The 22,992-nt window shown below is 57.6% G+C and carries 25 protein-coding genes and 1 pseudogene; 14 read left to right on the top strand and 12 right to left on the bottom strand.

Annotation, left to right across the window (positions count from 1 at the left end):
* Positions 1–561 precede the first annotated feature (561 nt).
* The 3 genes from B3605_RS17370 (at position 562) to B3605_RS17365 (ending at position 3,291) form a co-directional block, all read left to right on the top strand.
* A complete protein-coding gene (locus tag B3605_RS17370; protein WP_112944732.1) occupies positions 562–1,071 on the top strand; it encodes a lipocalin family protein in 510 nt (169 codons plus the stop codon).
* Positions 1,072–1,276: 205 nt separating this feature from the next.
* Positions 1,277–1,684 carry a DUF3253 domain-containing protein gene (locus tag B3605_RS25835; RefSeq protein ID WP_414706979.1) on the top strand — a complete coding sequence of 136 codons (408 nt, stop codon included), beginning with the start codon at positions 1,277–1,279 and terminating at the stop codon, positions 1,682–1,684.
* Positions 1,685–2,556: 872 nt separating this feature from the next.
* Positions 2,557–3,291, top strand: a complete 735-nt coding sequence (locus B3605_RS17365; protein ID WP_112944743.1) for an HAD-IIA family hydrolase — start codon at positions 2,557–2,559, stop codon at positions 3,289–3,291.
* A gap of 81 nt (positions 3,292–3,372) precedes the next feature.
* Here B3605_RS17365 and B3605_RS17360 read toward each other — a convergent pair whose 3' ends face one another.
* Positions 3,373–3,672 (bottom strand): DUF982 domain-containing protein, encoded by a 300-nt coding sequence (locus B3605_RS17360; protein ID WP_112944729.1) that lies wholly within the window; start codon positions 3,670–3,672, stop codon positions 3,373–3,375.
* Positions 3,673–3,745: 73 nt separating this feature from the next.
* A complete protein-coding gene (locus B3605_RS17355; protein ID WP_296435239.1) occupies positions 3,746–4,225 on the bottom strand; it encodes an Hsp20 family protein in 480 nt (159 codons plus the stop codon).
* A gap of 482 nt (positions 4,226–4,707) precedes the next feature.
* On the opposite strand from B3605_RS17355, the gene B3605_RS17350 reads away from it, so the two are divergent.
* The 3 genes from B3605_RS17350 to B3605_RS17340 all read left to right on the top strand — a co-directional run bounded on the left by B3605_RS17350 (position 4,708) and on the right by B3605_RS17340 (position 5,531).
* Entirely contained in the window at positions 4,708–4,917 is a 210-nt protein-coding gene (locus tag B3605_RS17350; protein ID WP_047514662.1) for a cold-shock protein, read from the top strand.
* A 115-nt stretch (positions 4,918–5,032) separates the two neighbouring features.
* Positions 5,033–5,224: a hypothetical protein gene (locus tag B3605_RS17345; RefSeq protein WP_183796344.1), complete on the top strand. Its 192-nt coding sequence runs from the start codon at positions 5,033–5,035 to the stop codon at positions 5,222–5,224.
* A gap of 118 nt (positions 5,225–5,342) precedes the next feature.
* A complete protein-coding gene (locus B3605_RS17340; protein ID WP_112944726.1) occupies positions 5,343–5,531 on the top strand; it encodes a hypothetical protein in 189 nt (62 codons plus the stop codon).
* A gap of 839 nt (positions 5,532–6,370) precedes the next feature.
* Here B3605_RS17340 and B3605_RS17335 read toward each other — a convergent pair.
* Positions 6,371–6,709: a hypothetical protein gene (locus B3605_RS17335; RefSeq protein WP_112944725.1), complete on the bottom strand. Its 339-nt coding sequence runs from the start codon at positions 6,707–6,709 to the stop codon at positions 6,371–6,373.
* Positions 6,710–7,221: 512 nt separating this feature from the next.
* Here B3605_RS17335 and B3605_RS25830 point away from each other — a divergent pair.
* Together B3605_RS25830 and B3605_RS17325 are read left to right on the top strand one after the other, a co-directional pair.
* Positions 7,222–7,369, top strand: a pseudogene (locus B3605_RS25830) (type II toxin-antitoxin system RelE/ParE family toxin); the annotation flags it as partial.
* 27 nt (positions 7,370–7,396) lie between these two features.
* The gene (locus B3605_RS17325; protein ID WP_296435234.1) at positions 7,397–7,702 is read left to right on the top strand and encodes a HigA family addiction module antitoxin; all 306 of its coding nucleotides are present in this window, start codon (positions 7,397–7,399) and stop codon (positions 7,700–7,702) included.
* A 576-nt stretch (positions 7,703–8,278) separates the two neighbouring features.
* Here the strand turns inward: B3605_RS17325 and B3605_RS17320 are convergent.
* Entirely contained in the window at positions 8,279–8,983 is a 705-nt protein-coding gene (locus B3605_RS17320) for an anti-sigma factor (protein WP_296435232.1), read from the bottom strand.
* The gene (locus tag B3605_RS17315; protein ID WP_183796368.1) at positions 8,980–9,525 is read right to left on the bottom strand and encodes a sigma-70 family RNA polymerase sigma factor; all 546 of its coding nucleotides are present in this window, start codon (positions 9,523–9,525) and stop codon (positions 8,980–8,982) included. The genes B3605_RS17320 and B3605_RS17315 overlap by 4 nt, the downstream gene beginning before the upstream one ends.
* Before the next feature lie 199 nt (positions 9,526–9,724).
* Between B3605_RS17315 and B3605_RS17310 the strand changes: the two genes are divergently transcribed.
* Entirely contained in the window at positions 9,725–10,513 is a 789-nt protein-coding gene (locus tag B3605_RS17310) for a DUF4394 domain-containing protein (protein WP_183796340.1), read from the top strand.
* A gap of 417 nt (positions 10,514–10,930) precedes the next feature.
* Positions 10,931–11,203 (top strand): hypothetical protein, encoded by a 273-nt coding sequence (locus B3605_RS17305; protein WP_296435230.1) that lies wholly within the window; start codon positions 10,931–10,933, stop codon positions 11,201–11,203.
* An 877-nt stretch (positions 11,204–12,080) separates the two neighbouring features.
* Here B3605_RS17305 and B3605_RS17300 read toward each other — a convergent pair.
* The 6 genes from B3605_RS17300 to B3605_RS17275 all read right to left on the bottom strand — a co-directional run bounded on the left by B3605_RS17300 (position 12,081) and on the right by B3605_RS17275 (position 17,978).
* A complete protein-coding gene (locus B3605_RS17300; RefSeq protein ID WP_112944741.1) occupies positions 12,081–12,962 on the bottom strand; it encodes a DMT family transporter in 882 nt (293 codons plus the stop codon).
* A gap of 194 nt (positions 12,963–13,156) precedes the next feature.
* Complete coding sequence (locus tag B3605_RS17295; RefSeq protein ID WP_112944720.1) at positions 13,157–13,918, bottom strand: SDR family NAD(P)-dependent oxidoreductase; 762 nt, start codon at positions 13,916–13,918, stop codon at positions 13,157–13,159.
* A 5-nt stretch (positions 13,919–13,923) separates the two neighbouring features.
* Positions 13,924–14,742, bottom strand: coding sequence for an ABC transporter permease (locus B3605_RS17290; protein WP_112944719.1), 819 nt, complete (start codon positions 14,740–14,742; stop codon positions 13,924–13,926).
* The gene (locus B3605_RS17285; RefSeq protein WP_112944718.1) at positions 14,742–15,608 is read right to left on the bottom strand and encodes an ABC transporter permease; all 867 of its coding nucleotides are present in this window, start codon (positions 15,606–15,608) and stop codon (positions 14,742–14,744) included. The genes B3605_RS17290 and B3605_RS17285 overlap by 1 nt, the downstream gene beginning before the upstream one ends.
* Before the next feature lie 87 nt (positions 15,609–15,695).
* A complete protein-coding gene (locus tag B3605_RS17280; protein ID WP_112944717.1) occupies positions 15,696–16,859 on the bottom strand; it encodes an ABC transporter substrate-binding protein in 1,164 nt (387 codons plus the stop codon).
* 21 nt (positions 16,860–16,880) lie between these two features.
* Positions 16,881–17,978 (bottom strand): ABC transporter ATP-binding protein, encoded by a 1,098-nt coding sequence (locus tag B3605_RS17275; RefSeq protein ID WP_112944716.1) that lies wholly within the window; start codon positions 17,976–17,978, stop codon positions 16,881–16,883.
* 185 nt (positions 17,979–18,163) lie between these two features.
* Here B3605_RS17275 and B3605_RS17270 point away from each other — a divergent pair, with 185 nt between their 5' ends.
* The 3 genes from B3605_RS17270 (at position 18,164) to B3605_RS17260 (ending at position 20,854) form a co-directional block, all read left to right on the top strand.
* A complete protein-coding gene (locus tag B3605_RS17270; RefSeq protein ID WP_112944740.1) occupies positions 18,164–18,988 on the top strand; it encodes a response regulator transcription factor in 825 nt (274 codons plus the stop codon).
* Positions 18,989–19,099: 111 nt separating this feature from the next.
* Complete coding sequence (locus B3605_RS17265; RefSeq protein WP_296435220.1) at positions 19,100–19,975, top strand: sugar phosphate isomerase/epimerase family protein; 876 nt, start codon at positions 19,100–19,102, stop codon at positions 19,973–19,975.
* A 507-nt stretch (positions 19,976–20,482) separates the two neighbouring features.
* Positions 20,483–20,854 carry an RT0821/Lpp0805 family surface protein gene (locus B3605_RS17260; protein WP_112944714.1) on the top strand — a complete coding sequence of 124 codons (372 nt, stop codon included), beginning with the start codon at positions 20,483–20,485 and terminating at the stop codon, positions 20,852–20,854.
* 427 nt (positions 20,855–21,281) lie between these two features.
* Here B3605_RS17260 and B3605_RS17255 read toward each other — a convergent pair whose 3' ends face one another.
* Positions 21,282–21,467, bottom strand: a complete 186-nt coding sequence (locus B3605_RS17255; RefSeq protein WP_112944713.1) for a hypothetical protein — start codon at positions 21,465–21,467, stop codon at positions 21,282–21,284.
* A 285-nt stretch (positions 21,468–21,752) separates the two neighbouring features.
* Between B3605_RS17255 and B3605_RS17250 the strand changes: the two genes are divergently transcribed.
* Positions 21,753–22,817 carry an IS110 family transposase gene (locus B3605_RS17250; RefSeq protein ID WP_296435217.1) on the top strand — a complete coding sequence of 355 codons (1,065 nt, stop codon included), beginning with the start codon at positions 21,753–21,755 and terminating at the stop codon, positions 22,815–22,817.
* The last annotated feature ends 175 nt before the right edge of the window (positions 22,818–22,992 follow it).

Below are 22,992 nucleotides of genomic sequence, written 5' to 3'. Positions count from 1 at the left end.
GGACAAAAAGTCACAAGCTCAGTGCAGCTCAAGCATCATCAGCGCATTTCCGATCGCAGCGCCCGAAGCACCATTTTCGAAGACGCACCAGCTATCGGGCGCCAAGAGGGTTGGACCGCGGCGATCTCGTGGTCGGTGTATTTCCAGTAAAATTCTTTTGGCTTGCCATGCAGCCGCATATATTTCGGGCGTCTGTCCAAATTTTCTACCGGCTACGCAGCGCAGGATCGGCCAAAACCCAGCCGATCGCAATATCTTGAGCAGATCCAGTGCCTCGGCCGACGCTCAGCTCTCGTGACGTACCCCGAAGACGATAGGCCCGTCAACGCCATCCGGCATCGTTTGGAATGCCGTCTGGAGCACGTCGGCATATCTCTGACGAAAGTGTCGAACAACTCGGCGACAGGAGTCAAAAAGCTCATGGGCCGTCATTTCGACACTACACTCGCCCGCACGCATGGCACATTCGCTAATGTTCGGTCGCGGCTTCTGCAGTCGCGTCGGTTTTTGGGAACTGAATCACGTGGCGTCCGTTGCGAGTGTTCACCGAAGGAGGAAATAATGAGCGACGTCAAAGCAATTTCGAGCCTCGACCTGAAACGCTATCTCGGACGCTGGTATGAAATTGCTCGGCTTCCGATCAAATACGAGGACGAACATGCTTCCGACGTCACTGCGAATTATTCCATCAATCCCAATGGAAAAGTTCGTGTCGACAATAGGTGCTTCGACGAACATGACAAGCCGACCAACGCGGTTGGCGAAGCAGATCCTGTCGACGGAACCAAGGCCAAGTTGAAGGTTAGCTTTCTACCCGCTGCTCTTCGCTGGATCCCATTCACTGATGGCGATTATTGGGTGCTTAAGATCGACCTTGACTATCAGATCGCTCTGGTAGGAACTCCGGACCATAAGTTTCTATGGGTCCTCGCGAGAGAGAGCTCTATCTCCGAAGCCTCGCTCGACGAATATCTAGCTGAGGCTCGTCGACAGGGCTTCGACCTTCAAAAGCTTATCAGAACCCCACACACTGGACGTGAAGTAAGCGACACGATGCTGGAGAGTGGTTGACCGGCGCGACTGTCTTCCTCTGGCGATAAATTAGATGTTGAAAATGCCGTCCTGTTCGAGCCCGCCAGCGCAAGCTATCCGTCAGTCTTGGGCCGGAACTCCTCCAGGCCGCTTGGGTGGCAAGGCAGCTCGGCTAGGACCTCGAGGTAGTGGGTGCAACACTTCATGAGCTCCGCGGATCGGCAATGGGCCGGAAAGCCTTAAAATGACGATGGAGTTTCCGCTAGCTCCACTTGTGAAGAAACAACCAAGATCAGGGGGGTTCATTTCGGCTTATGCTGAGAAAAAACTAAGGGGCCGTCCTCGTGGTCAAGCGCATCCACAGACGAAGGTGAGAGGAGAACAAAGTCGTACGATGATCGAAAATGCTGAATCGACGATTTTGAAGTGGGTTGCAGGCCGGCATCCCTGCACCACGTGTCCGAGCGAGGTGGCGCGCGTCCTAGCGACGGGTCACAACATCCCACGCGAATGGCGTAAATTCATGCCGGTGGTGCATGAAGCAGTGGATGTCTTGTTAGCGCGCGGCGAAATTACGTTGACCTGGAAATCTGTCGTAATGAGCAAGCGCGCGGGTCCCTATCGCATAAGCGGTCCCAAGCATAAAAGCTGAGGCTTGAAGCTATCGACGCCGATGCGACGCAGCGCATCGGGCCGCACCTCAATCTTTGCGCGCGGGCAGTCTTGACTCTGCGCAGCCCCTTCAAAAGCCCGTTTTAAAAGGGTTTGCACGTCCCCATCGCGTTATTCGACGAGCTGTTTACAGCAATCGTTTCGACGATCAAGGTCTCCTCCCGTCCCGCCGCTGTAATGCAGTCCAGAACGGCGCCACGCGGAGCGTCAAATGAACATAATGGAAACTTTGATACTCTTACCGAGGCTGCGAATCCCTTACCATCCAGCCACTCAGGAATGCTATGACGGCAACGCTGATGACAAGACCCGTAGTCGCGCGAGGATAGTCTCGGGCCGCTGCTAGCGCCATTTCAGCATCGTTACGCCATTGCTGCATCGTTGTCGGGTCGCGGCTGCGATCCTTACTTATGGAATTGTCGTGTCGGGACATCAGCTTCTCCTTTGATCGGATAAGTCGTCGATGCGGCAAAGGTTCCCAGCGTGAGATCTGCCTTACGATGTTGCATCTTCCACGAGACCTCCACAATGGGTCATGGATCGCGACATCGGCATCGATTTCACGTTGAAGTAGATCACAGATCATATTCCGAGACCGGCCAATCGCACTCCTATGATTCGCCATTGCTCCGCTCTTTCGCTGAGGGACCGCGAGCGAAATCGACCTTCCTTCGCCGTGGCGATACCCCACCTATTAGACTTGAAAATGGCCCAGGAAGGTCAATATCGGCAGACTTGACTACCCCTTTAGTGATCTTCGTCGCCACCGTTTCCGAGGGGCCCGCACCGCACAGACCAAATCCGCGAGGGATCGAATTGAGCACGAACGATATAAAATCTTGGCTGACCGATATGGACGGGGTTTTGGTCCATGAGAATAAGGCGCTGCCAGGCGCTGTCGAACTTATCCAGCAATGGCAAGCCCGCAAGACGCCTTTTCTGGTCCTGACCAATAACTCCATTTACACGCCTCGCGATCTTAGCGCTCGGCTGCGCAACAGCGGTCTCGACGTCCCCGAGGACCGAATTTGGACCTCGGCGTTGGCGACGGCTGCCTTCCTTAAGGATCAGACCCCAGCTGGCAAGGCCTTTGTGATTGGCGAGGCGGGCCTCACCACAGCGATACACGAGGCTGGCTTTATCATGACGGATGCCGACCCCGATTATGTCGTGCTCGGAGAGACCCGCTCCTATTCGTTCGATGCCATTACCAGAGCCATCAGGCTGATTGGAAAAGGCGCCCGCTTCATCGCGACCAATCCAGACGCGACCGGCCCAAGCGCAGAAGGCCCGCTGCCTGCAACAGGTGCCGTCGCCGCACTGATCATGCGCGCGACTAACCGCGAGCCTTATGTCGTTGGCAAGCCAAACCCAATGATGTTCCGCTCCGCGCTGAACAAACTTGGGGTACATTCGGAAGGCACGGGGATGATTGGCGACCGCATGGACACCGATATTGTGGCGGGAATTGAAGCAGGCCTGCACACGGTATTGGTGCTTAGCGGCATTGCCGACCGTGCCGAAATCGAGCGCTACCCTTTCCGACCAAAGACGGTGATCGATTCAGTTGCCGATCTGCTTGAATAGGCGCTGTCCTCAGTGCGAACATCGGCAAGCGGCGACGACGTTTGCCTGCTGGCCGCTGTAGCACCATCTCGCGCATCGTCATCAACGAATATGAGGATCCCTATCCCGGCGGCGGTGAGATGCGAGCAATATCTCGGCATCCGACGCAAGCAGATCGTGTTTTTCGGCGAAGGCGGCGAACAGCCCGCGTACGGTTTCCGCTTCGATTTCGCCGCGCAACGCCGCACCACATGCCTTTAACGCAATAGAATGGGCGATGTCCCTCGACGCAGCGGGCCACTCGCACAGGTGCCGATAGGCATCAAGCACGCTACGGATTTCAGCCGGGAAACCCAGGCCGATCAGGATGGAAACTGGCTCTTTGAACATATCCGTTTTCATGACGCTCTCCTTTCCAATTCCGAATGTCAGGGGGCGCCGTCGCCACTGCGCCCTCCACCATAACAGCCGAGGACTATGCGACGTTCTTCTGCCCCTCGATCTGTACCGGGGCGCACGGCTGCGCCCGAGCCGGGTTGGTCTGGATTTCGATCTTCCGTGGTTTCAGGGCCTCGGGGATCTCTCGAACCAGATCGATCGACAGCAGTCCGTTCTTCAGACCCGCTCCGGTGACCCGAACATGGTCGGCGAGCTCGAAACGATGTTCGAACGGCCGGCCGGCGATGCCACGATGCAGATAGCCGTCGTTGTCGGTCTCCTGCTTCTTGCCGGTGACGGTCAGAAGATTGGACTGAAAGGTGACGTCGAGATCGGCCTGTTCGAAGCCAGCCACCGCTATCGAGATGCGATAACTGTCATCGCCGGTCTTGGCGATGTCATAGGGCGGCCAGTCGCTGACAGAGCGGGCGCGCTGAGCGTTTTCCAGAAGGCCGAATACGCGGTCGAAACCGACACTCGAACGGAAGAGTGGTGCATAGTCGTAAGATGTTACCATAGCCATTTCCTCCTTGAAGCAACATGGGTACGGAAGCGCCAAAGTCGATGCTCCCAAGTAGTCCAGCCCTTGTCTTCAGCGGCTGGCGGCAACGATTTGGTTTTGGCGCTTTCGGGATTCAAGAACGAAGAAGAAAAAATCTTGCGATGCCTTTACGCGGCGGCCATCGAGCGTCTGCATAGATACTCCGGTGCGAAGACGACGGCTTGCCAGAGGCTTCAGTGGGATCAATCCAAAGCATGCTACCTATCGTGTTTCGTTTGAAACCGGCAACCTCGGGCGGAGAGCCCGAGAAAACTACCGGTTGACTTTCGGTGGAAAGCCTCTATTTTCAGTTTATCGATCTTTTGCTTGCCGAGCTTTGTCTACCGCGCGATTGGCACCGCGCTCTATTCGAACCTTCTCTTTCAAAAATAGTCGTATCACTGTCCGCGAAGCATCGCTTCCGCGGTCCCTCACTCTATGCTTTGAAAGGGTTCATCATGACCACAGGCACAGTAAAATGGTTCAATTCCACCAAGGGCTTCGGCTTCATTCAGCCAGATAACGGCGGCGCTGACGCATTCGTTCATATCTCTGCGGTCGAGCGTGCAGGAATGCGCGAAATCGTTGAAGGCCAGAAGATTGGCTACGACCTCGAGCGCGACGCGAAGTCCGGCAAAATGTCCGCCTGCAACCTGCAGGCAGCATAATTGAATGCGGTCTCATTGACCACGGATGTACTGGCAATGGGACAGCGCGTTTGAAGGGCCGGGCAATGCTGTCCGGCCTTTTCGATTTTTTAGCCTCGAAATCCATGGAGGTTTCATGACCCAGAGCAAATCCAGGCAGAACGCTGAAATCGCGTTCGACCGGGTCCAATCTCGCTTCTTCGCTCACGGCCGAGCCGTCGAGGAACTTCAGACCGAAGAACAGGCTCGGCAGGCTAAGACCCAACGGCTTCGGGAGGCACGGCTCGCTCGTGATGAGGCGAAGATTGCTGAGTTGGCCCGGTCTTGATCCACAGCGATGAACCGGGAACGCCCAAGAGGTTGGGACACCATCCGACTGTACGATCTTGGACCTTGTCCCATGGCCCGAATTCCAGTTATGGTCGCGGATAGCAGGGGACCTATCAATGTCACAAGAAAAGCAATCACTATCCGTAGTCGTTCGATCCGATGACAAGGGCCATTGGGTAGAATGGAACAACGACGGTGCCACCGGATCGTTGGGACCATACCAGACGGAGAAGATGTCCGGTGACGTGCGCAACGCGAAAGAACGCGAGTTCACTGAAAACGCGGGTCACATCGACGACGCTTAACTGCGCCTGAACAGCGCCCTTGGCGTGATCGTTTCGCCGATCGCCAAAGCCATATCAATCCGCCAATAGCTCACGGATTATTGTCACGACTTCGGAAGAGATTTAGGGCTTTTTCAGGAAGGGCGAACCTTTGAGGAGCTGCTCGACTTCAGGCTGTCGGTAGCCGGACGTTACGATGATTTTGATCGGCGGCCAGCGATCGCGAACAAATGCTGCAAGTTTCAGCCCGTCCATACTTCCCGGCATGTCAACGCCCGTGAAGACAGGATTGATTCCGGCATGCAATTTAAGGACCGCGATCCGCCTCGTCAGCGGTGCCAGCTTAAAACGCGACGAAGCCCTCGTCCTCCAACTCCGCTGTGATCGACAGAAGAATACGTGGCTCGACAACGAGCACGACTATCGGTCATTGGGCATGCGGAGTTTGCTTGTGCAAACAGAGGTGTGCTCCCGAGCCCTAGCCCGAGCTTGGTACGATATCGTACATAATTGTCCCCTCGTCTCAAAGTTCTAGTCGCCGAAGTTTCATGAAGGTCGCCACCGTCTAAGTCAGTGACTGCGACTGTCGGATAGATATCCCACGGCGAAGAAACGGCGCTTCCTGAGCGCCTTCGATGCTATCAACGAGCATTCGACGACGCGCTTCCACTACCGCACCAGACGTCGCGCCGTATTTCTTTGATAAATCTTTGACAGGCTCCTCAATGAGGTCCGCGCATCCATTAATTCAACGAGCCCTATTTGCGCGCATCGATCGCGGAGCTCTCGATCACGCCGCACTTCATTGTCGTGGATCGAGTACGTGGCAGGGCACCATTCAACGCCCCGCCGCGTTTAGACTACTTGTTGTCAGGGCAAGCGTCACTCACGGAAGCGCCGCTGTTGCCACCCTGTGTGTCGACAGCACCGGGTGCCGCGCGGTCAGTGCACTTGCTGCGGTCGACGGTTCCAGTCGTGTTCGTGTTGCCCATCGTGCTATTTGTGGCACTCGGGTCAACCACGACAGGCTCATTCGTGCCCGTTCGGGTCTGGATGTCACCATTCGCGCCCCCACCCGCGTCCTCACCGGCCGTCTTGTCACCTGCCATGTTGTTGGGTGTAGGGTTGGACTGCGCGTAAGAGGTCGAGGTCATCAAGCCTAGCGCGAGGATCGAGGCGGCTGCGAGTTTCATGCGCATGGTATACTCCTACTTTCATTAAAGTTTTTCTCAAGTTGCAGTTAGGAACCTCGGTTGTCGCGACTTGTTCCAACACAGTTCGCTCTCCCGAAATTGTTTTACACCCCGCCCGCGGTAACTCTGGGCAGATCGGCTGGCAGGGCTCGGGATTCATTTGCCCGACATCTTTTCGCCCTTCGAGGACGCTGCAGGATGAGCGCGTCGGCGGTAGGTTCGGACCTCGCTCTCAAGTCGAATGTGGGCGCGCGCTCTGACACCACATCATTGGCACGACCTGCAGGCCATCGGCGCTGGAATAGCCCCGCAATACGCAAACCATGGAACGTAACTTGGCATGCTACGTTTTTCTTGTGTTACGTTGCATGCCATGCAACGTAATGAGCAATGACAATTATCAGCCATCCCGACGATTGGGCCCCGGCTCTCGTAGACAACAAAACACCGAAGGAGTTCCAACCGATCTTGCCAAGTGGCAAGGCAAAGATGTTCATGCTCGGTAACGCTTCTGCACTAATTTGCTAGCTCCTCCGGGCAACAAGTTGGAAAAGCTGAAAAAAGACCGCGCAGGCCAACATGCAATCCGGATCAACGACCAGTGGCGAATATGCCCGTCGGACCGACGTCGGGCCAGAGGATGTGGAGATTGTCGATTACCACTGACGAACTTGCTGCAAGGGGAAAACTACAATGGCAACTCGCTTCCATCCGCCGATTCATCCCGGCGAAATACTCCGCGAAGAGTTCATGGAACCCAACGGCCTAAAAGCCTACACGCTGGCCAAGCTTCTGAACGTCCAGCGCGCCCGCATCGAGCGGATTGTTGCTAAAAAAAACCCGATTACCACCGATACGGCTTTGCGCTTGGCCAAGCTGTTCAACACTACCCCGGAGTTCTGGATCAACATGCAAACTGCGTTCGACCTATCGACTGCCGAGGAAAGCGTGGGTGCTGAATTGGAAGCAATCATTCCGCTGAAAGCAAAAGCGGCTTGAAGACGACGCCCATCAACAAATAGGGGGGTGCGCGTGGCGCGCAAGGATAGGGGCAAATATGAACACCGTTTTTGCAGCGTTGCCATTCTCATTCCTGGGATACGCGCCGCGCAAACCCTATCTCGACAACGACGCCGAGCGTCGGGAGCGCATCCGCCTGTGGCGTGATCTTGGCACCGGCAACGCGATGCTTTTCCTTTCTATCCGCGCGAGTGGGAGACACAGAACAACTCCATCGCCGAGCTTCCGGAGCTTGGCGGGACGTTGCTGGGCCTGAAAGCCTGGTGATTGGTCAAACGGCCGCGCGGGCGGGACAAAGGTACTCGCCCGCCACAGTGATGACCCCAAATCGCGCTTTGTTGCCATCAACTTCCAGCGGTAGCTTTGGGCCGGTCGACCGCGGTTGGTCAGCGTGCGAAGAAAACACCGCTTACTCCGTGTTCGCCGGCGAGAGCCACAGACCCCGCTGGTCTCGCTGGGGTGCCCTGACCTCGCCGCTCTATTAAGACCGACCAAGTGAGGAGCACGACGTGGCTTGTGCCAAAAAGTCAACCAGACAGGCGCCTCAGTCGATCGCTAGCGGGGCAGCTTCGCCAGGCCCTTGGCAAGAATTGGTCCTGTTGGCCTCCCGGTTGGCGAGCCCCCTGCCTGTTCGAGGGTCAGTTCATAGAGCTGATCCAGTTGTGGAGCGGGAAGTTCCGGACCGGAAAGTCGAGCCGAGTGCACTCCCTTCAAGAGCCCAAGGGATACCGGACCCATTTCGCGCGACGGCAAGGTCCAGACCTGGATCGTCTTGTCGTTTGGAACATCAAAATCGGAGAGCACGCGCACGGCTGCGTTTTCATTGCCAAAATCCTCGACGATCGCCCGGATTTCACCAGTCTCGCTCACGAGAACCGCAACGACGACTGGTTCCACGTTTCGCATCACGCTGAATGCCAATCCGATTGCAAGCAGGATGGTGGCGGCGAGCGCACCGACAGCAGTGTTTCGCCATACAAGTGGGCGGTTCTCATTGGCAGGCCGGGTTAGGGCCGGAGTGCCAGCGTTTTGATGGTCAGGCAAAGCGGATTCGATACGCTGCCAGAGCGACTGCCCGACGACAGCGGGTTCAAGCGCCATGTCGAGCGGGAGAAGACGATCACGGCTGATTGCCACGGCTGCACGTAGGTTTGCATCGCGGTCCATCGCTTCCTCGATTTCGGCCATATCGCCTGGATCAAGCAGACCCAGCACGTATTCGTCGGCGATCCGAGGTATGTCTGCATGCTCATATCTCATCCCATGCACTCCCTGAGCGCCGTCAGGCCACGCCTAATCCAGGACTTGACGGTACCGAGTGGCATGCGCAGCCGGCCGGCGATTTCGCCATGTGTATAGCCTTTGACGTAGGCCATCAGAATGCCGCGCCGCTTGGTTTCGTCGAGTGTTGCGAGGCACTCATATAGTCGCGAGTTACGATCCAGTGACTGCCAGGCTGCGATCACCTCACTGGCGTCTGCTTCATCGCGGAGCACGCCGACGTCTTCGACGGTCAGTTCGCGCCTGCCATCACGAAGAAGATTGAGAGCCCGGTTGCGAACAATCGCGTAAATCCAGCCTCGGGCAGAGCCGCAGTCCTGGTTATATTGATGAGCGTGGGTCCAGATGCGGATAAAGGCTTCCTGCACAACCTCTTCGGCAAGGTCGCGCCGCCGCACGATACGTTCGGCAATCGCGACAAGTCGGCCCGCCTCCTGATCGTAAATACTCCGCAACGCGTTGCGATCGCCTTTCGCGCAAGCTGCAAGCGCTCCTCCAAGGTCATCCGGCCTCACGCCCATCAGCATGCAAAAGGTCCCCCATACCGGCCGTGTCGAAGGACACGATCAACTTCCTATACCCACGACGCGTCGGAATGGATGCGTCCGACAACATTTTTTTTGCCCGCCTGCATCCAGATCGCCTGCTGCCGTGTCCTGATAGTGGGAGCATTTCGGGCAGAACCCTGATCGCCCCGCAGACCAACAACGGGAGAAAGACATGTCCATCATTCGTGCCACACTGATAACCTCCTCCGTATTTGCCTTGACCGCGAGCGCCGCCGCCGCCGCCCCGGTGCTCGGTCTGACGGGCGACAAGACGCTCGTCATCTTCGACACGGAAAAGCCTGCGGTCTCCAAAACGATGGAGGTCACAGGCGTCGACAAGCTGATCGGTATCGATTTCCGTCCAGGCACCAAGACCGTCATCGGTGTCACGGCTGACCATCGCATTGTCTCGATCAACCTTGAAACCGGGGCTGCGAGTGAGGCCGCAAAGATGGACAAGACCCTGAGCCTAACCGACGCGCCCGTGGTCGTGGACTTCAACCCGATGGCCGACCGCCTGCGTTTCATGACCGGGACAACCAACCATCGTGTCCATCCAGACACGGGTGCGGTCACGGTCGACGGTGTACTGTCCTACGAGGATGGTGACATGCACAAGGGAGAAACGCCAAACATCGTCGCTGCAGCCTACACCAATTCGTTTGGCAAGCCCGAGAAGACGGCAATGTACAACATCGATGCCACGATCGGCGCTCTGATCCAGCAAACCAAGCCCAACGACGGCACGCTGAAGGCGATCGGAAAGCTCGGCATTAAGGACACCCCCGCTACATATGCCTTCGACATCCAGACAACGGAAGACGGCAAAAACACAGCCTATCTCGCTGCGGGCAAGATGCTCTACACGGTCAGCCTTGAGACGGGTGCTGCAACTGAAGTCGGTTCGATCGAGGGGCTTGACGGCGAGGTACGCGACATCGCCGTATTGACTCCCAGCTGATATTTGCTTCGACTTGGGTAAGCAGGCCGGCGACCGGCTGGCCTGCGTACCCCGCGAGCCAGTCCAAAACCGCGTTCTGGCGTGCCGGTCATTAAATCATGAAATTGCAGACAACCTACGCGGCTTTTAAGGCGGCGCATTCAGTCTTGTAGAGATGCTTCTATAGCACAGGTCTGATCACCTAATCTGTCCGTGAGAGAATGGGATCGCAGCAACTGCCAGGGACCGCGGATCCTCGGAAAAACCACGAGTAACTCGTCTCGATCGAACGGTATCCGCCAAAGCCGCCTGATATCAGCGTCGACCCACCATTGATCTTCTCCGGCGATGACTTATGTTATCCCTTGCTCTTCGAAGGATGGTTGTCACCTATCTCCTCGTCAGTTTTTCGGACAGCGCACCCCTAGGGAGCGGCCCATGTCTGGAACCATCGAGTTTTCCAAAATGTCTGTCAAACAGCGCGAGGTCTACCTTGAAACGCTGGCACATCGCCTGCACGTATCTGCGTCAATCGCTCAGCACGACGGCGATAAACTCTGGATGCTCCTCGAGGAATTGGCTGACCAACTTGATCTAAACCAGTTTGCTATAGCCGAAGACTACTCGGCTTCAGCGAACGATGTCATTGAGAAAGCAACGCTTTTGCTGGCTAAGTTTGAGTGGGATATCCCCAACGGCACACTTCACTGAGCATCCGTAGCACGAGACTTCCGCGTCCATGGCAGATCCATCGATCCACCGTCGTGCACATTGATGCAGACCCCCTCCCTCACTGTCCCTCGCGTGCGCGAGTGGAAATTTCTCTGAATACCAGCCACTTGTCATCGCTGTTCGTTCAGGCACGATAATTCGTTCGCTTGGAAGTTTCTGGATACGGTAGAGGGATCGGCGAAGGGTTGCTCCCTACACGGTTCGACGCAGTTGGCCACTCCAAAGTTGTGAGCTGGGCGCATGTTCGACCTGTTGGTCAATGCGAGCCGCATGCTTGACCGGTATCATCTGATCGACTAAATCCGCCGCCGCCGCACTCATCAGCCATGAGGCGACGACGCGGGGATCCTGCTTTAGTGGAATGGTCGGATCCCCGCTACTTTTTTACCATAGACCGGACTTGTGCTTCAGGTCGCTGTGATAATCGGCAACCAATCGGCTCTCGCATATCGCCGTAATAACGCGCCTCTCCCAGTTCTGGGCGAGCTAAGCCCCGGTTTTTGCGCAAATGTGCGTTAGCCTCTTTCTTCGGCAGCCTAGCCGGTAATTGAGCGGCTAACGTTTGCATGCGCGCGGTCACAGACCCCGACCGCGGCGCTCATGGTGGACACTTGGCCCTGCAGCCACTCACGACGACGGAAATCACAGGCGGCAGCGGTAGCGTCAGACAGTCTCGCTGCTTGTTCCACGACTTCGCTTTACGATCATTGCTGGATTTTTGCCCTCACCGGCCTCGGCGCGACGAAAAATCTGAATTCGCTGCCAGCGATCTTGCGCTCCAGGATTGATAGCGAAGGCGCAGAGAAAGCCCCGAGAAGTCGAACGACAGTCGGCAAAGGATGGCAACGATTGATTTTCAGGGACGCTCGGTGAGACCGGCGCCGGAGGCCGGATTGTTCTTCGACTGAGCCCGGTGTTCCCGCCACATGGTGAACAGACCAGCGCCAACGACGATCACGGAGCCGATGAGCATGTTCCAACTCAAGGTCTCGCCAAAGAACATCACTGCAATCACAGCCCCCACGACCAGTTGCAGATAGGCAAGCGGCTGCACCTCGGAGGCCTGGAGTGAATCGTAGGCCCGGATCAGGCAATAGTGGCTGACGGTACCGCAAACGCAAAGGGCTGCAACCATCGGCCAATCAGAAACGGCAATCGGCGTCCAGTAGAAGGGCCCCAGCAGCGAGATCGAGACCGCGCCGCCAACGGCGGTATAGGCCAGGCTGGTAAAGCTTGAATCCTTGCGGCTGACAGCCTTCGTCGCGACGCTATAAAGCGCAAACATGGTCGCGCACGCGAGCGGAAGCAGAAGATAAAGGCTGAACGTCCCGCCTGTCGGATTAATGATCAAAAGGACACCGAACAGGCCGGCGGTAACGGCTATCCAACGCCGCCAGCCGACATGTTCCCCGAGGAACGGGATCGACAGGATGGTCACGATCAGCGGCGTCGACTGGAAGATCGCCTGCGTGATCGCAAGCCCTGTATGCGCCAGGCCGAACACGAAGAGTGCGATCTCTGCCACCAGAAGCACACCGCGCATCACCTGGATCAGCGGATGTTTCGTCACAAAAGCGCCCCGCATGCCGCCTGGCTTACGCATGGCAAGCAGCATCACAAAGGCTGCAAACGCCCAGAAGCGGATCATGGTGATCAGAATCGGCGAGTATCGTTCGCCAAGGTATTTCGAGAAGCTGTCCTGAACCGCAAAGATGAAAACTGCCGCCAAGGTGAACATGTAGCCCTGCAGCTTCGGGCTGGTAGTGTTGGAAATTGTCGTGCTCTCCGCTGTCGCTTTGCCCAAGGGACTAGTCCAGCGAGCCTGATTGCTCAAGCCACGGAATCGTTTGAATTCGATCTATTTCGACGTTTATTTTATGTGCGGCCGCAGAAAACGGATCAAATCCGAGCGCGACCTCTTTCAGTTCATCGTCAAACGACGGTCTCACCGCCATCGACGACGAGGATCTGGCCGGTCATGTAGGAGGAGCGGTCGGAGACGAGAAACAGGATGGGCTCGGCGATTTCGGAGACATCGGCCCAACGCCCGAGCGGCACCTTGTCGGCGATATAGCTTTCGATCGCATCCCTACCACCCATCTGGGCGATGAACGGCTCGTTGAACGGGGTGTCGACCCAGCCGGGGCAGAGCGCATTGACCCGCACGCCGAACTTCGCATAGTCGCCGGCCATTTGCCGGGTCATGGCGATGACCGCGTGTTTCGTCGTGGTGTAGGCAATCATCTCGCGGTCGTAGAGCACGCCCGACGACGACGATGTGTTGAGGATGACCCCTTTTCCTGCCCGCGTCATCAGCGGCATGACCAGCCTGGCCGCCATGAAATGGGCGCGCACGTTCAAGGCCCAGGACTTGTCGAAGCCAGCGACCGCGACCTGCTCGAGATCGCCGGCAACTTGAGCGCCAGCATGATTGTGGAGGATATCAATGCGGCCGTGCCTGGCAGCGATTGCCGCAATCCCATCTTCGAGCGCCCTGTCGTCAGTGACATCGAGCACCAGGGGCTCGGCACTACCGCCTGAGGCAACGATCTCGCGGACGGTCTCGTCGGCATTCATGACATTGATATCCGCGACGACGACATGGGCGCCTTCGCGCGCCATGATCGACGCCCCTGCCCGGCCAATGCCTGAACCGGCGCCAGTCACGATTGCAACGCGATTTTCGAGAATCATGGTGTTTACCCTACGGTCTTTTGTTGTTTTTCGCGCATCAGGAACCGTGCGATGAGGATCATCGCGAGCGAGGCGACCAGCACCATGGTGGCGATTGCGTTGATCTCGGGCGTCACACCGCGGCGGATCGATGCAAACACATAGATCGGCAGCGTCGTGTTGGAGCCGGCAACGAAGAAGGCGATGATGAAGTCGTCGAACGAGAAGGTGAAGGCGAGCAAAAACCCGGCCAAGATGGATGGCAGGATCTGCGGCAGAACGATCTCGCGAAACGTCGTGAACGGCGTGGCGTAAAGATCGTTCGATGCCTCGACGATGTCGCGGCCAAGGCTGGCGATCCGGGCTTTGACGATCATCGTCACCAGCGCCATCGTAAAAAGGCCGTGCGCGGCGATGATCGAGCCGAAGCCGAGCTGGAGCCTGGGCGGCTGTTCGCCAGGCCAGACGGCTGCCAAAAGTGGATTGAGGATACCGAAGACCTCGACCAGTGCCACCAGCGTTGCAATACCGATGACCACACCAGGAACGACGATCGCTGCGGCAAACAGTCCATCGAACACCGCGCGGGCCCGCGGCCCGAGGCGCTCCATGCCAAGGGCAGCCATCGTTCCGAAGATCGCAGCCAGCGTTGCGCTGGTAAAGGCGATGATGAGGCTGTTTCCAAGTGCCTGCATCAGGAAGGTGTTGGAGAGCGCCTTACCGTACCACTGCGTGGAAAATCCCGTGAAATCAGAGGCATTGCGGCCGGCATTAAAGGAAAACAGCACGACGAGAGCGATCGGCGTATACAAGAACAGGTAGACGGCGGTGACGAGGCTGCGCATCAGACGAGATCCACCTGGCGGGTTCCGGCAACGCGCCATGCGATGCGCATGGCGACAAGAAGCACAATCACGACCACAACGACGAGAGTGACTGCGATCGCCGACCCAAATGGCCAGTTGCGCGACTGCAGGAAGAGATCGACAAGTGCGTTGCCGATGAAGAACACCTTGCCGCCGCCAAGCAGCTGCGGGATCAGGTATTCGCCAAGTAGAAGGATCGTGACCAGTGCCACACCGGTCATGACACCGGGCAGTGACAACGGCAAAGTGATGCCGAAGAAGGTTGAAAGTGGCCTGGCGCCGAGATCGGCGGAGGCTTCCAGCAGGCGTCGGTCGAGCTTTTCCAAACTCACATAGATCGGCATGATCATCAGCGGCAGATAGCCATAGACGATGCCGAGCAGCACGGCGCCCGGCGTGTTCAAGAGCCTCACATTTTCGATGCCGACGAATTCAAGCAGGTGCGGAATACCGCGTGCGCCCAGAATATACATCCAGGCATAGGTGCGCACCAGAAGACTGGTCCAGAACGGCACCACGACCAGTGACACCAGGAGAAGACGATGCCGCGGGCTTGCCTTGACGGCCAGATAATAGGCCACTGGATAGGCAACGAGCAGACAGGCGAAAGCACCGATCGGCGCCAGTACCAGCGTGTTTTTGAAGGCGGCCGCGCGCGATCCGAGATTGGCGAACTGTGCGAAAGTGAACGCTGCCTGATAACCGCCCTCCGGCGCCCGTTCGCCGAAGGAAAAGACGACGATCGCGATAAACGGCAGTACCAGGAAGACGAACAACCATGCGCTCGCCGGCGCGACCAGCGCGGCAGTGACCAGGCGTTTCTTAGTATCCGGTGTCAGGGTCATCTTGGTCCAGACAAGCGTTTGCGCGAAGAACGGTAGAAATCCTGAAGAGCACGCCTCCCCTTCGGGCGGCGTGCTCCTCACGACCGATCAGGCGGACTTGAAGCGCGCCATCAGTTCGGCACGACTTGGGTCGGTGAGCGTCACGGCAGCACCGAACTCGAGCGGCGTCAGCGACGCCTCTTCGGGATAGACTATTTTGTTGGAGGTAATCTCCTGCGGCAAAAGCGCGATGACGCGGCTGTCGGTTGCCGGCGCCCCGTTGGCGATGTGCTCCTTGGCGGCGTTGGCGGGATCCATCAGGAAGTTGAGGAGTGCATAACCTGCAGCCTTGTTCGGGGCATCCTTCGGGATCGCATAGTAATCTGTCCAGATTTCACCGCCATCCTTGCCGAGCACGAAGGCAAGTTCCGGCATGTCGCGGTTAAGCTGGGCGCCGTCATTGGTCCAGCACATGGTCATCCAGGCGTCGCCGGCGCGCATACCGGGCTGGTAGTCGCTGTTGATCGCAAAGAGATGTGGCTTGACCTTGATCAGGAGCTCCTCGGCCTTGGCGAGCTCGTCGGCCTTGATCGAGTTGAAGTCGTAGCCGAGCGACACGAGCGCACTGCCGATTGTCGTCAGCTGGTAGTCGTGCACCATGGCGCGGCCATCGGCCTCGGTCTGGGCGATCTCGAAGAAATCCTTCCAGCTGGCAAGCTTGGTCTTGACCTTTGACGTATTGACCGAGAACCCGGTCGTGCCCCAGTTCTTCGGCACGGCATAGGTCTTTCCGTCGATCTGCCCTTCCTTGGTAAAGCGCGGGTTCTCGGTCGCCTGGCTGAAGTTCGGGATCTTGGAGAGATCGAGCTCATCGATCAGGCCGAGCTTGTGATGGGTCGAGATGGTGTAGTTGGTCGGCACGAAGAGCGACCAGCCAGAGGCGCCTGCCTGCAGCTTGGCCAGCATTTCTTCGTTGGAGCCGAAGACATTGACTTCGACATCAACGCCGGTGGCAGCTTTGAAGTTTTCGAAAGTCGCAGGGTCGTGATAGTTCGGCCAGGTGGCGATCGACATCTGCGTGCCGAGTTCACCGGCAGCATAGGCGGGTGTCGAAAGTGCGCCCGGGAAGCGCGACATGACGGCTGTCGCAAGACCAAGACCGGTAATACCGAGGAAATGACGGCGGCTGATGGAGCCGCGCTTCAGGCGCATGAACTCGTCCATGAAGCCTTCGGCGGAAATGGGGAGATTATCCTTGTAGTCTTTGCTCATGATGCTGTTCCCTTGTTGTGGTTATGCTGCATTGAAAGCTGGAAAGACATGCGCCCCGGCCGGATCGAAGCCGAGGAAGACCGTCTCGCCGGGTTCGACGAGATCGCTTTGGCTGTCACGACGATCCGCCGTGACCAGGAAGTCGCCAAGACCGGGGACCGAAACGGCATATTCTGCCGAAGAACCCAAGAAGATGCGGTGGGTGACCGTGCCCTTGAAGCTTGCGCCATTGCCCGCCTGAACGCGCGTGAGCCTGATCGCCTCGGGGCGGATTGCAACGATCGCCGAGCCCGACAGGAAGCCCTGACCCTTTACAATCGGGATGGCCGACCCGTCGCCCAACCTCAATGTACGGCCGTCGGTCTCGACAGTTGCATCGACCCGGTTGGTCTTGCCGACGAAATCGGCGACGAAGAGATCAGCCGGCCGATCGTAGACTTCCTGCGGCGAGCCGAGTTGGCGGATGCGGCCGGCACTCATCACGCAGACGATATCGGCCATGGAAAGCGCTTCTTCCTGATCGTGCGTGACCAGAACAAAGGTGATGCCGAGTTCGCGCTGCAGCGTCTGCAGTTCGATCTGCATGGCCGAGCGCAGCTTCTTGTCGAGGGCAGCCAGCGGTTCGTCGAGGAGCAGCACGGAGGGGCGATTGACGATGGCGCGCGCCAGCGCCACGCGCTGTTGCTGGCCACCGGACATCTCGTGGATCCGTCGTTTTGCAAAGCCACCCAGGCGCACCATCTCGAGCGCCTCGCCGACCCGGCGATTGATCTCGGCGGCATCAAGCTTTGGTCGCATCTGCCTTAGCCCGTAGGCGACGTTCTGCTCGACATTGAAGTGGGGAAACAGGGCATACTGCTGAAACACCATGTTGACCGGCCGCCGATAGGCCGGCACGCCGTTCATCTCACGTCCGTCGATCAGCACCGTGCCTTCACTCGGCTGCTCGAAGCCGCCGATCATGCGCAGGCATGTCGTCTTGCCGCAGCCAGACGGGCCGAGCAGCGCCAGGAACGCGCCCTTGGGCACGTTGAGGTTGATGTCCGTTACGGCGGTCACGGAGCCATAATTCTTGGTGACCGAACGGAATTCGATATCGTTCGTCGAAGCGGATGCCACGTCTGTTCCCTGCGGTTGGTTTGGCGGCAGTCTACGCTGCCTTTTGCCACCGGCGTTGCAAAAAGAGTAAGCCCGCTCGTCATTGACGGTATATACCCCAAGAGTGGTATTTAAGGCCTTTCGGCTTCGTGGAAGGTATATACAGGGGTATGCTGATCTTTGTGCCCGATCGGGAGGTTTTCGCCATGAGCACGGATGTGGAGGCGCTGCTGCAGGCCTTTAAGGCGACCGTCGGCAAGCCTGTCATGAGCAATGCCGAGTTTGGCGAGACATTTCGCCAGATGATGGCAGCCCTGGTGCGCTTCGACTACGTCGTCGTCTTCGCCTATCGCGGTCAGGAGCGACCGATCGATCTCTACAGCACCTTCGATCCGATGGAGCACATCATCTTCGTCACGCTCTACCAGGCTGGTCCCTATCTGCTGGACCCATTCTACCACACCGCCCGTGCCCGCCGCAGCGGGTTTTTCCGTATGCGCGAGTTGGTGCCGGACCGCTTTTTCTCCAGCGAATACTACCGAACCTATTACGTTCAGACGGGCCTGGCCGAAGAGATCGGCTTCTTTGTCGAACAGGATGACGGTATCACCGTCGTTCTGTCGTTAATGCGCCGAGAGGCGACCGGCGTCTTTCCACCGGCCGAAATCGCACTTTTGAAGAAAGCCGAACCTCTCGTGACCCGATTGACGCAGCACTACCTATCAGGCCTTGCCGAGCGCTTCGATGGCCAGGCGCAATCGAAGAGCCGCACGCGCAAGCGCGGCGAGGAAAAGATCGATATTCAGCCCGCTGATGCCGTGTGGCAGGATCTCAATCTTACCAGCCGCGAAACAGCAATCGTCGATCTGGTGCTGCAGGGTCACTCGTCGGAATCGGTTGGCCTGAAACTGAATATCTCCACCGGCACCGTGAAAGTGCATCGTCGCAACGTCTACCGCAAACTTGGGATCTCCTCGCAGACGCAGCTGCTAGCGATCTATCTCAAGGCATTCGGCGGTCTTAGCCAGTAGAGGGCTGGCCGCCAACAAGAGAAGTCTCGCTACGGCAACAGGCGTTGATGACATGCGACTTCAATGACATAGTGCGCGCCGCGCATCCATTTTCTAAGCAGAGACATGAGCATGACCAATTCTGTCGCCTCGCCTTCCCAAACCACATCGAAGTCCTCGCGTCCTCTGTCCAAGATCAGCCTCAAATGGTCGATGATCGAAGAGGATGGCCTCTCCATCCTCGAAAAGTTTCAGCTGCTGCGGGATCTCGGCTTCGACGGTGTCGAACTCGATTCTCCAAGCGACCTGCCGTCACGCGAAGTGCTGGCTGCCCGCGACAAGACCGGCGTGGCCATTCCGGGGCTTGTAAACTCCATGCACTGGAAGAGCCCGCTCACCGATGCTGATCCGGCGGTCCGTCAGGCGTGCGTGGATTCGATGATCACGGCACTGAATGATGCCAAGCTTTACGGCGCCGATACCGTGCTTCTGGTTCCAGGCGTTGTTCGAAATAGCCCAACGACCTACAAGACGGCCTATAGCCGCGCTCTGGAGGAAATTGCCAAGATCACCCCTTACGCTGAAGAGACGGGTGTCTCGATCGCACTCGAAAACGTGTGGAACGACTTTCTGTTGAGCCCGCTCGAGGCCGCGAGCTTCGTCGATGCCTGCAACCATCCGAAGGTCGGCTGGTATTTCGATGTTGGCAATGTGCTGCGCTACGGGCGGCCTGTCGACTGGATCGAAGCGCTCGGCACTCGAATCCTGAAAATCGACGTCAAGGAATACAGCCTCGACAAGATGAACAGCGAAGGTCCATGGAAGGGCTTCGACGTCGAGATCGGCGACGGCGACTGCGATTGGCCGGCCGTCAACCGCGCGCTTTCCGAGGTCGGCTATTCCGGATGGGCCTCCGTCGAGGTGCCCGGCGGCGATCGCCATCGCCTGGCGGCAATCAAAGAGCGCGTCGACCACATTGCTTCGCCGGGAGCCCTGCCATCGCGTTGATCCGCTGAAAATGCGGGCGACTAATGACGACTGTATAAGGGAGGGAAGTCATCTTCCGGGCAATCTGGAAAGAGCGTCCTCCTTGTCTTCCGGATTGCTTCGGCTTCTTGCCTTTGCCTAGCAAGCATGACAGCTGTCACATCATCGAAGGCGGCCCCGTCTTTGGCCGCAACCTTCACTGCCCCGCCGCCCGCCAGGAAGGCGCAGAATGCTTCAACCGATCTGAGCCGGGTTGTCAGTTCCACATATCGGTCTTCATATCCGCGAAGCATGACTACCTCCGATCTGTAGTCTCTTTTATAGGTTCGGCGACAAGATGGCAAAAAAAGCACACATATGCTGACAAGCGCAATATCGGCCGCTCACCGAGCTTGAAACAGCAACGCTCGGGATCATGGCATCGCATGGCGTATTTGCAATCGCATAGGCGCAACTTGGCTAAGCGCTTCTACGCCTGCATGTGGCCACATTAGCATGCCAATGGCGGCTACTTAACCGGATATCTCCATGACAAGAAAAACGATTTTGTGCTTTGCCATGGGTGTACTATGCGCCGCGGTGCTTGTGGCCTGCACGCATACTGACCCACTTGAGACGTCGCTTGTCGCTCCCAGCGCTACAAAGTCCGCGCCTGTGTCGGACCAATCCGTCATCGCGCAGGCTGTCGGCAATGCGCCGGCAGATGCTGGCCCACTCGCGTGGGCTAATCCATCGACCGGCAGCGCGGGAGTGATCGAGAAAATTGTCAACGACAACCGGGAAGGCTGCCGCGGTTTCGTCTCCAGCAACCAGGGCTTGGAGGGTGCCACAAAATTCGGTGGCCTGGCATGCCCTTCAGATGGGATCTGGAAGATCGCAAGCACGCCCGGACTACATTAAACATCAACTGTAGGTCAGACCTGACCAAACGGTCCTCGGCCTTTTGAAGACGGCGCTACCAGCAGTCACATGATCATCGCCCGCAATAATTTGTAATGATCATCAACCGCTCCTTGGCGGGCACAGATAGCCTACATCGATTACGGACGGCATGACTAGGCGCACCTCGAGGCACACACCACGAACCAGCGTCTAAACCTAACCGCCTCCACAGCTTCGCAGAAGTGCTGTCGATGGATATTCATATTGCCTCCGAATACACAGAACGACACGTATCGGCAGAGGGCCTGAGGAAATGTAAATGGTTCAAATGGTCACGGCTTCGCCATTGGATCGATACGTGCTGGGTCGAGCTCCCCTTTACATAGGATAGGCTAACGGACTTGCGCTCTACTCGGCAGTATGTGGTGCCTCCAGTGTCAACCCTTCAAATGGCGGTCGCGTGGGCGCCCACTGAGGCCGGCCCTTCCCAACGCACATCAAGGACGGCCTCGCCAATCTTCGCGTGCATTGCCGAGGTGGCGAAAAGGGCGCCATCGTCGATTTCATGAAACGGGACGACTTGGCGCCTGGCTGTTATCACCGGCAACGCCAGCGCAAGCAACTTCATCATGGCAGCTCGTACAAACAATCGTTCGAATATGCCGAACAACAGTATCGGCGCCAGGCGACTAATCCGGACGCTTCAATCGTAGTACATCATTATCGACAGTCAAAGTCCGGTGGCCGATGGGCGGCCGCACGACCAACACAGGTACAGGAGGTGGCATGAAAGATGCCGCGCCCGTTGAGAGAACGGATCAGTGAGATGCAGGTAATGATCGAGGGACAGTCACACTTCCAGCCTTTCGGCTTATCCTGTTGGGGTTTCGTAGATCTCAACAAGGGAGTTGGAAGCATGACTGCCTCTTATGATTACCATATCGGCGTCGATTACCACAAATCCTACAGCCACCTGGTGGTCCAGGACAGTAGCGGCAAGACGCTGCGCTCCGGCCGGGTTAAGAACGATCGCCAGTCGCTTGGCGGGTTCCTCGAACGCTACCGCGAGAACTCGCATGCGGTCATCGAGGCGACGCGCAACTGGATGGTGATGTATGATTGGCTCGACGACATTTGTGATGATGTCGTTCTCGCCCACCCAATGAAGGTCAAGGCGATCGCCGACGCCAAGATCAAGACCGACAAGATCGATGCGACGGTACTGGCGCATCTGCTGCGGGCCGACCTGGTGCCGGAGGCTTGGGCACCCAGCGAAAAATCTCGGGAGCTTCGCGTCGCGCTGCGCGAACGGATGTTTTACGTACGGCTGCGCACGATGACCAAGAACCGGATCGTCACGGTGTTTGACCGGTATCCGGAGCAAACAGCCCAGCTGAAGAAGCTCGGCGACCTGTTTGGCAAGGCCGGCCGCATCCAGCTTGCCGAAGTGAACGTCTCGGACATTGACCGTATCCAGATCGACCGCGGCCTCGCGTTCATCGGCGACATCAACGAGCGGATCAAGCAGTCGGAAACGACGATCCGGGCGATGACCAAGGCCAATGCCAATGTCAAGCTGTTGAAGACGATCCCCGGCATTGGCGAGTTCTTCGCCCGGCTGATCGATGCCGAGATCGACGACGTCAGCCGCTTCCGCAATGCCAAGAAGTTTGCTGCCTACGCCGGGCTTGTGCCATCGACCTATTCCTCCGGTGGCAAGACTTATCACGGCAAGATCATCAAGCAGGGCAACAAGTGGCTGCGCTGGGCCTTCGTCGAGGCGGTCGCGCCTGCCATCGCGAGCGATGCGCAGCTTCGCGCCCAGTATGAACAATTGAAGATCAGAGGAACAAACAAGGCGCGGGTTGCCATCGCGCGCAAGCTTTTGACGATCGCCTTCCAGATTCTGCGTGACCAGCGCGCTTACGAGCCGCGCGGCACCACCACGGAAGGCGCGTCGACGATATCCCGGTTGTCCTGATGTTTTGCTAGCGAGCCCGGCAACGCTGGACTGCGCTCTTACAGGAGAATGGGAAACCGGGAGCCGAACGCCACTCTGTGACCGAAGCCAAGAAGGCATCAGGGTCACGAATTGGAGAATGGTTCGAGAACCGAAGGACACCTTTGTCCTGCGGAAAAAAAGACTTTGCCGATCG

Origin of the sequence: Rhizobium sp. UBA1881, assembly GCF_002338015.1 — a bacterium.
GTDB lineage: Bacteria > Pseudomonadota > Alphaproteobacteria > Rhizobiales > Rhizobiaceae > Rhizobium.
Note: the sequence above shows the minus strand (reverse complement) of the source record. Positions and strands in the feature narration are given on the sequence as shown.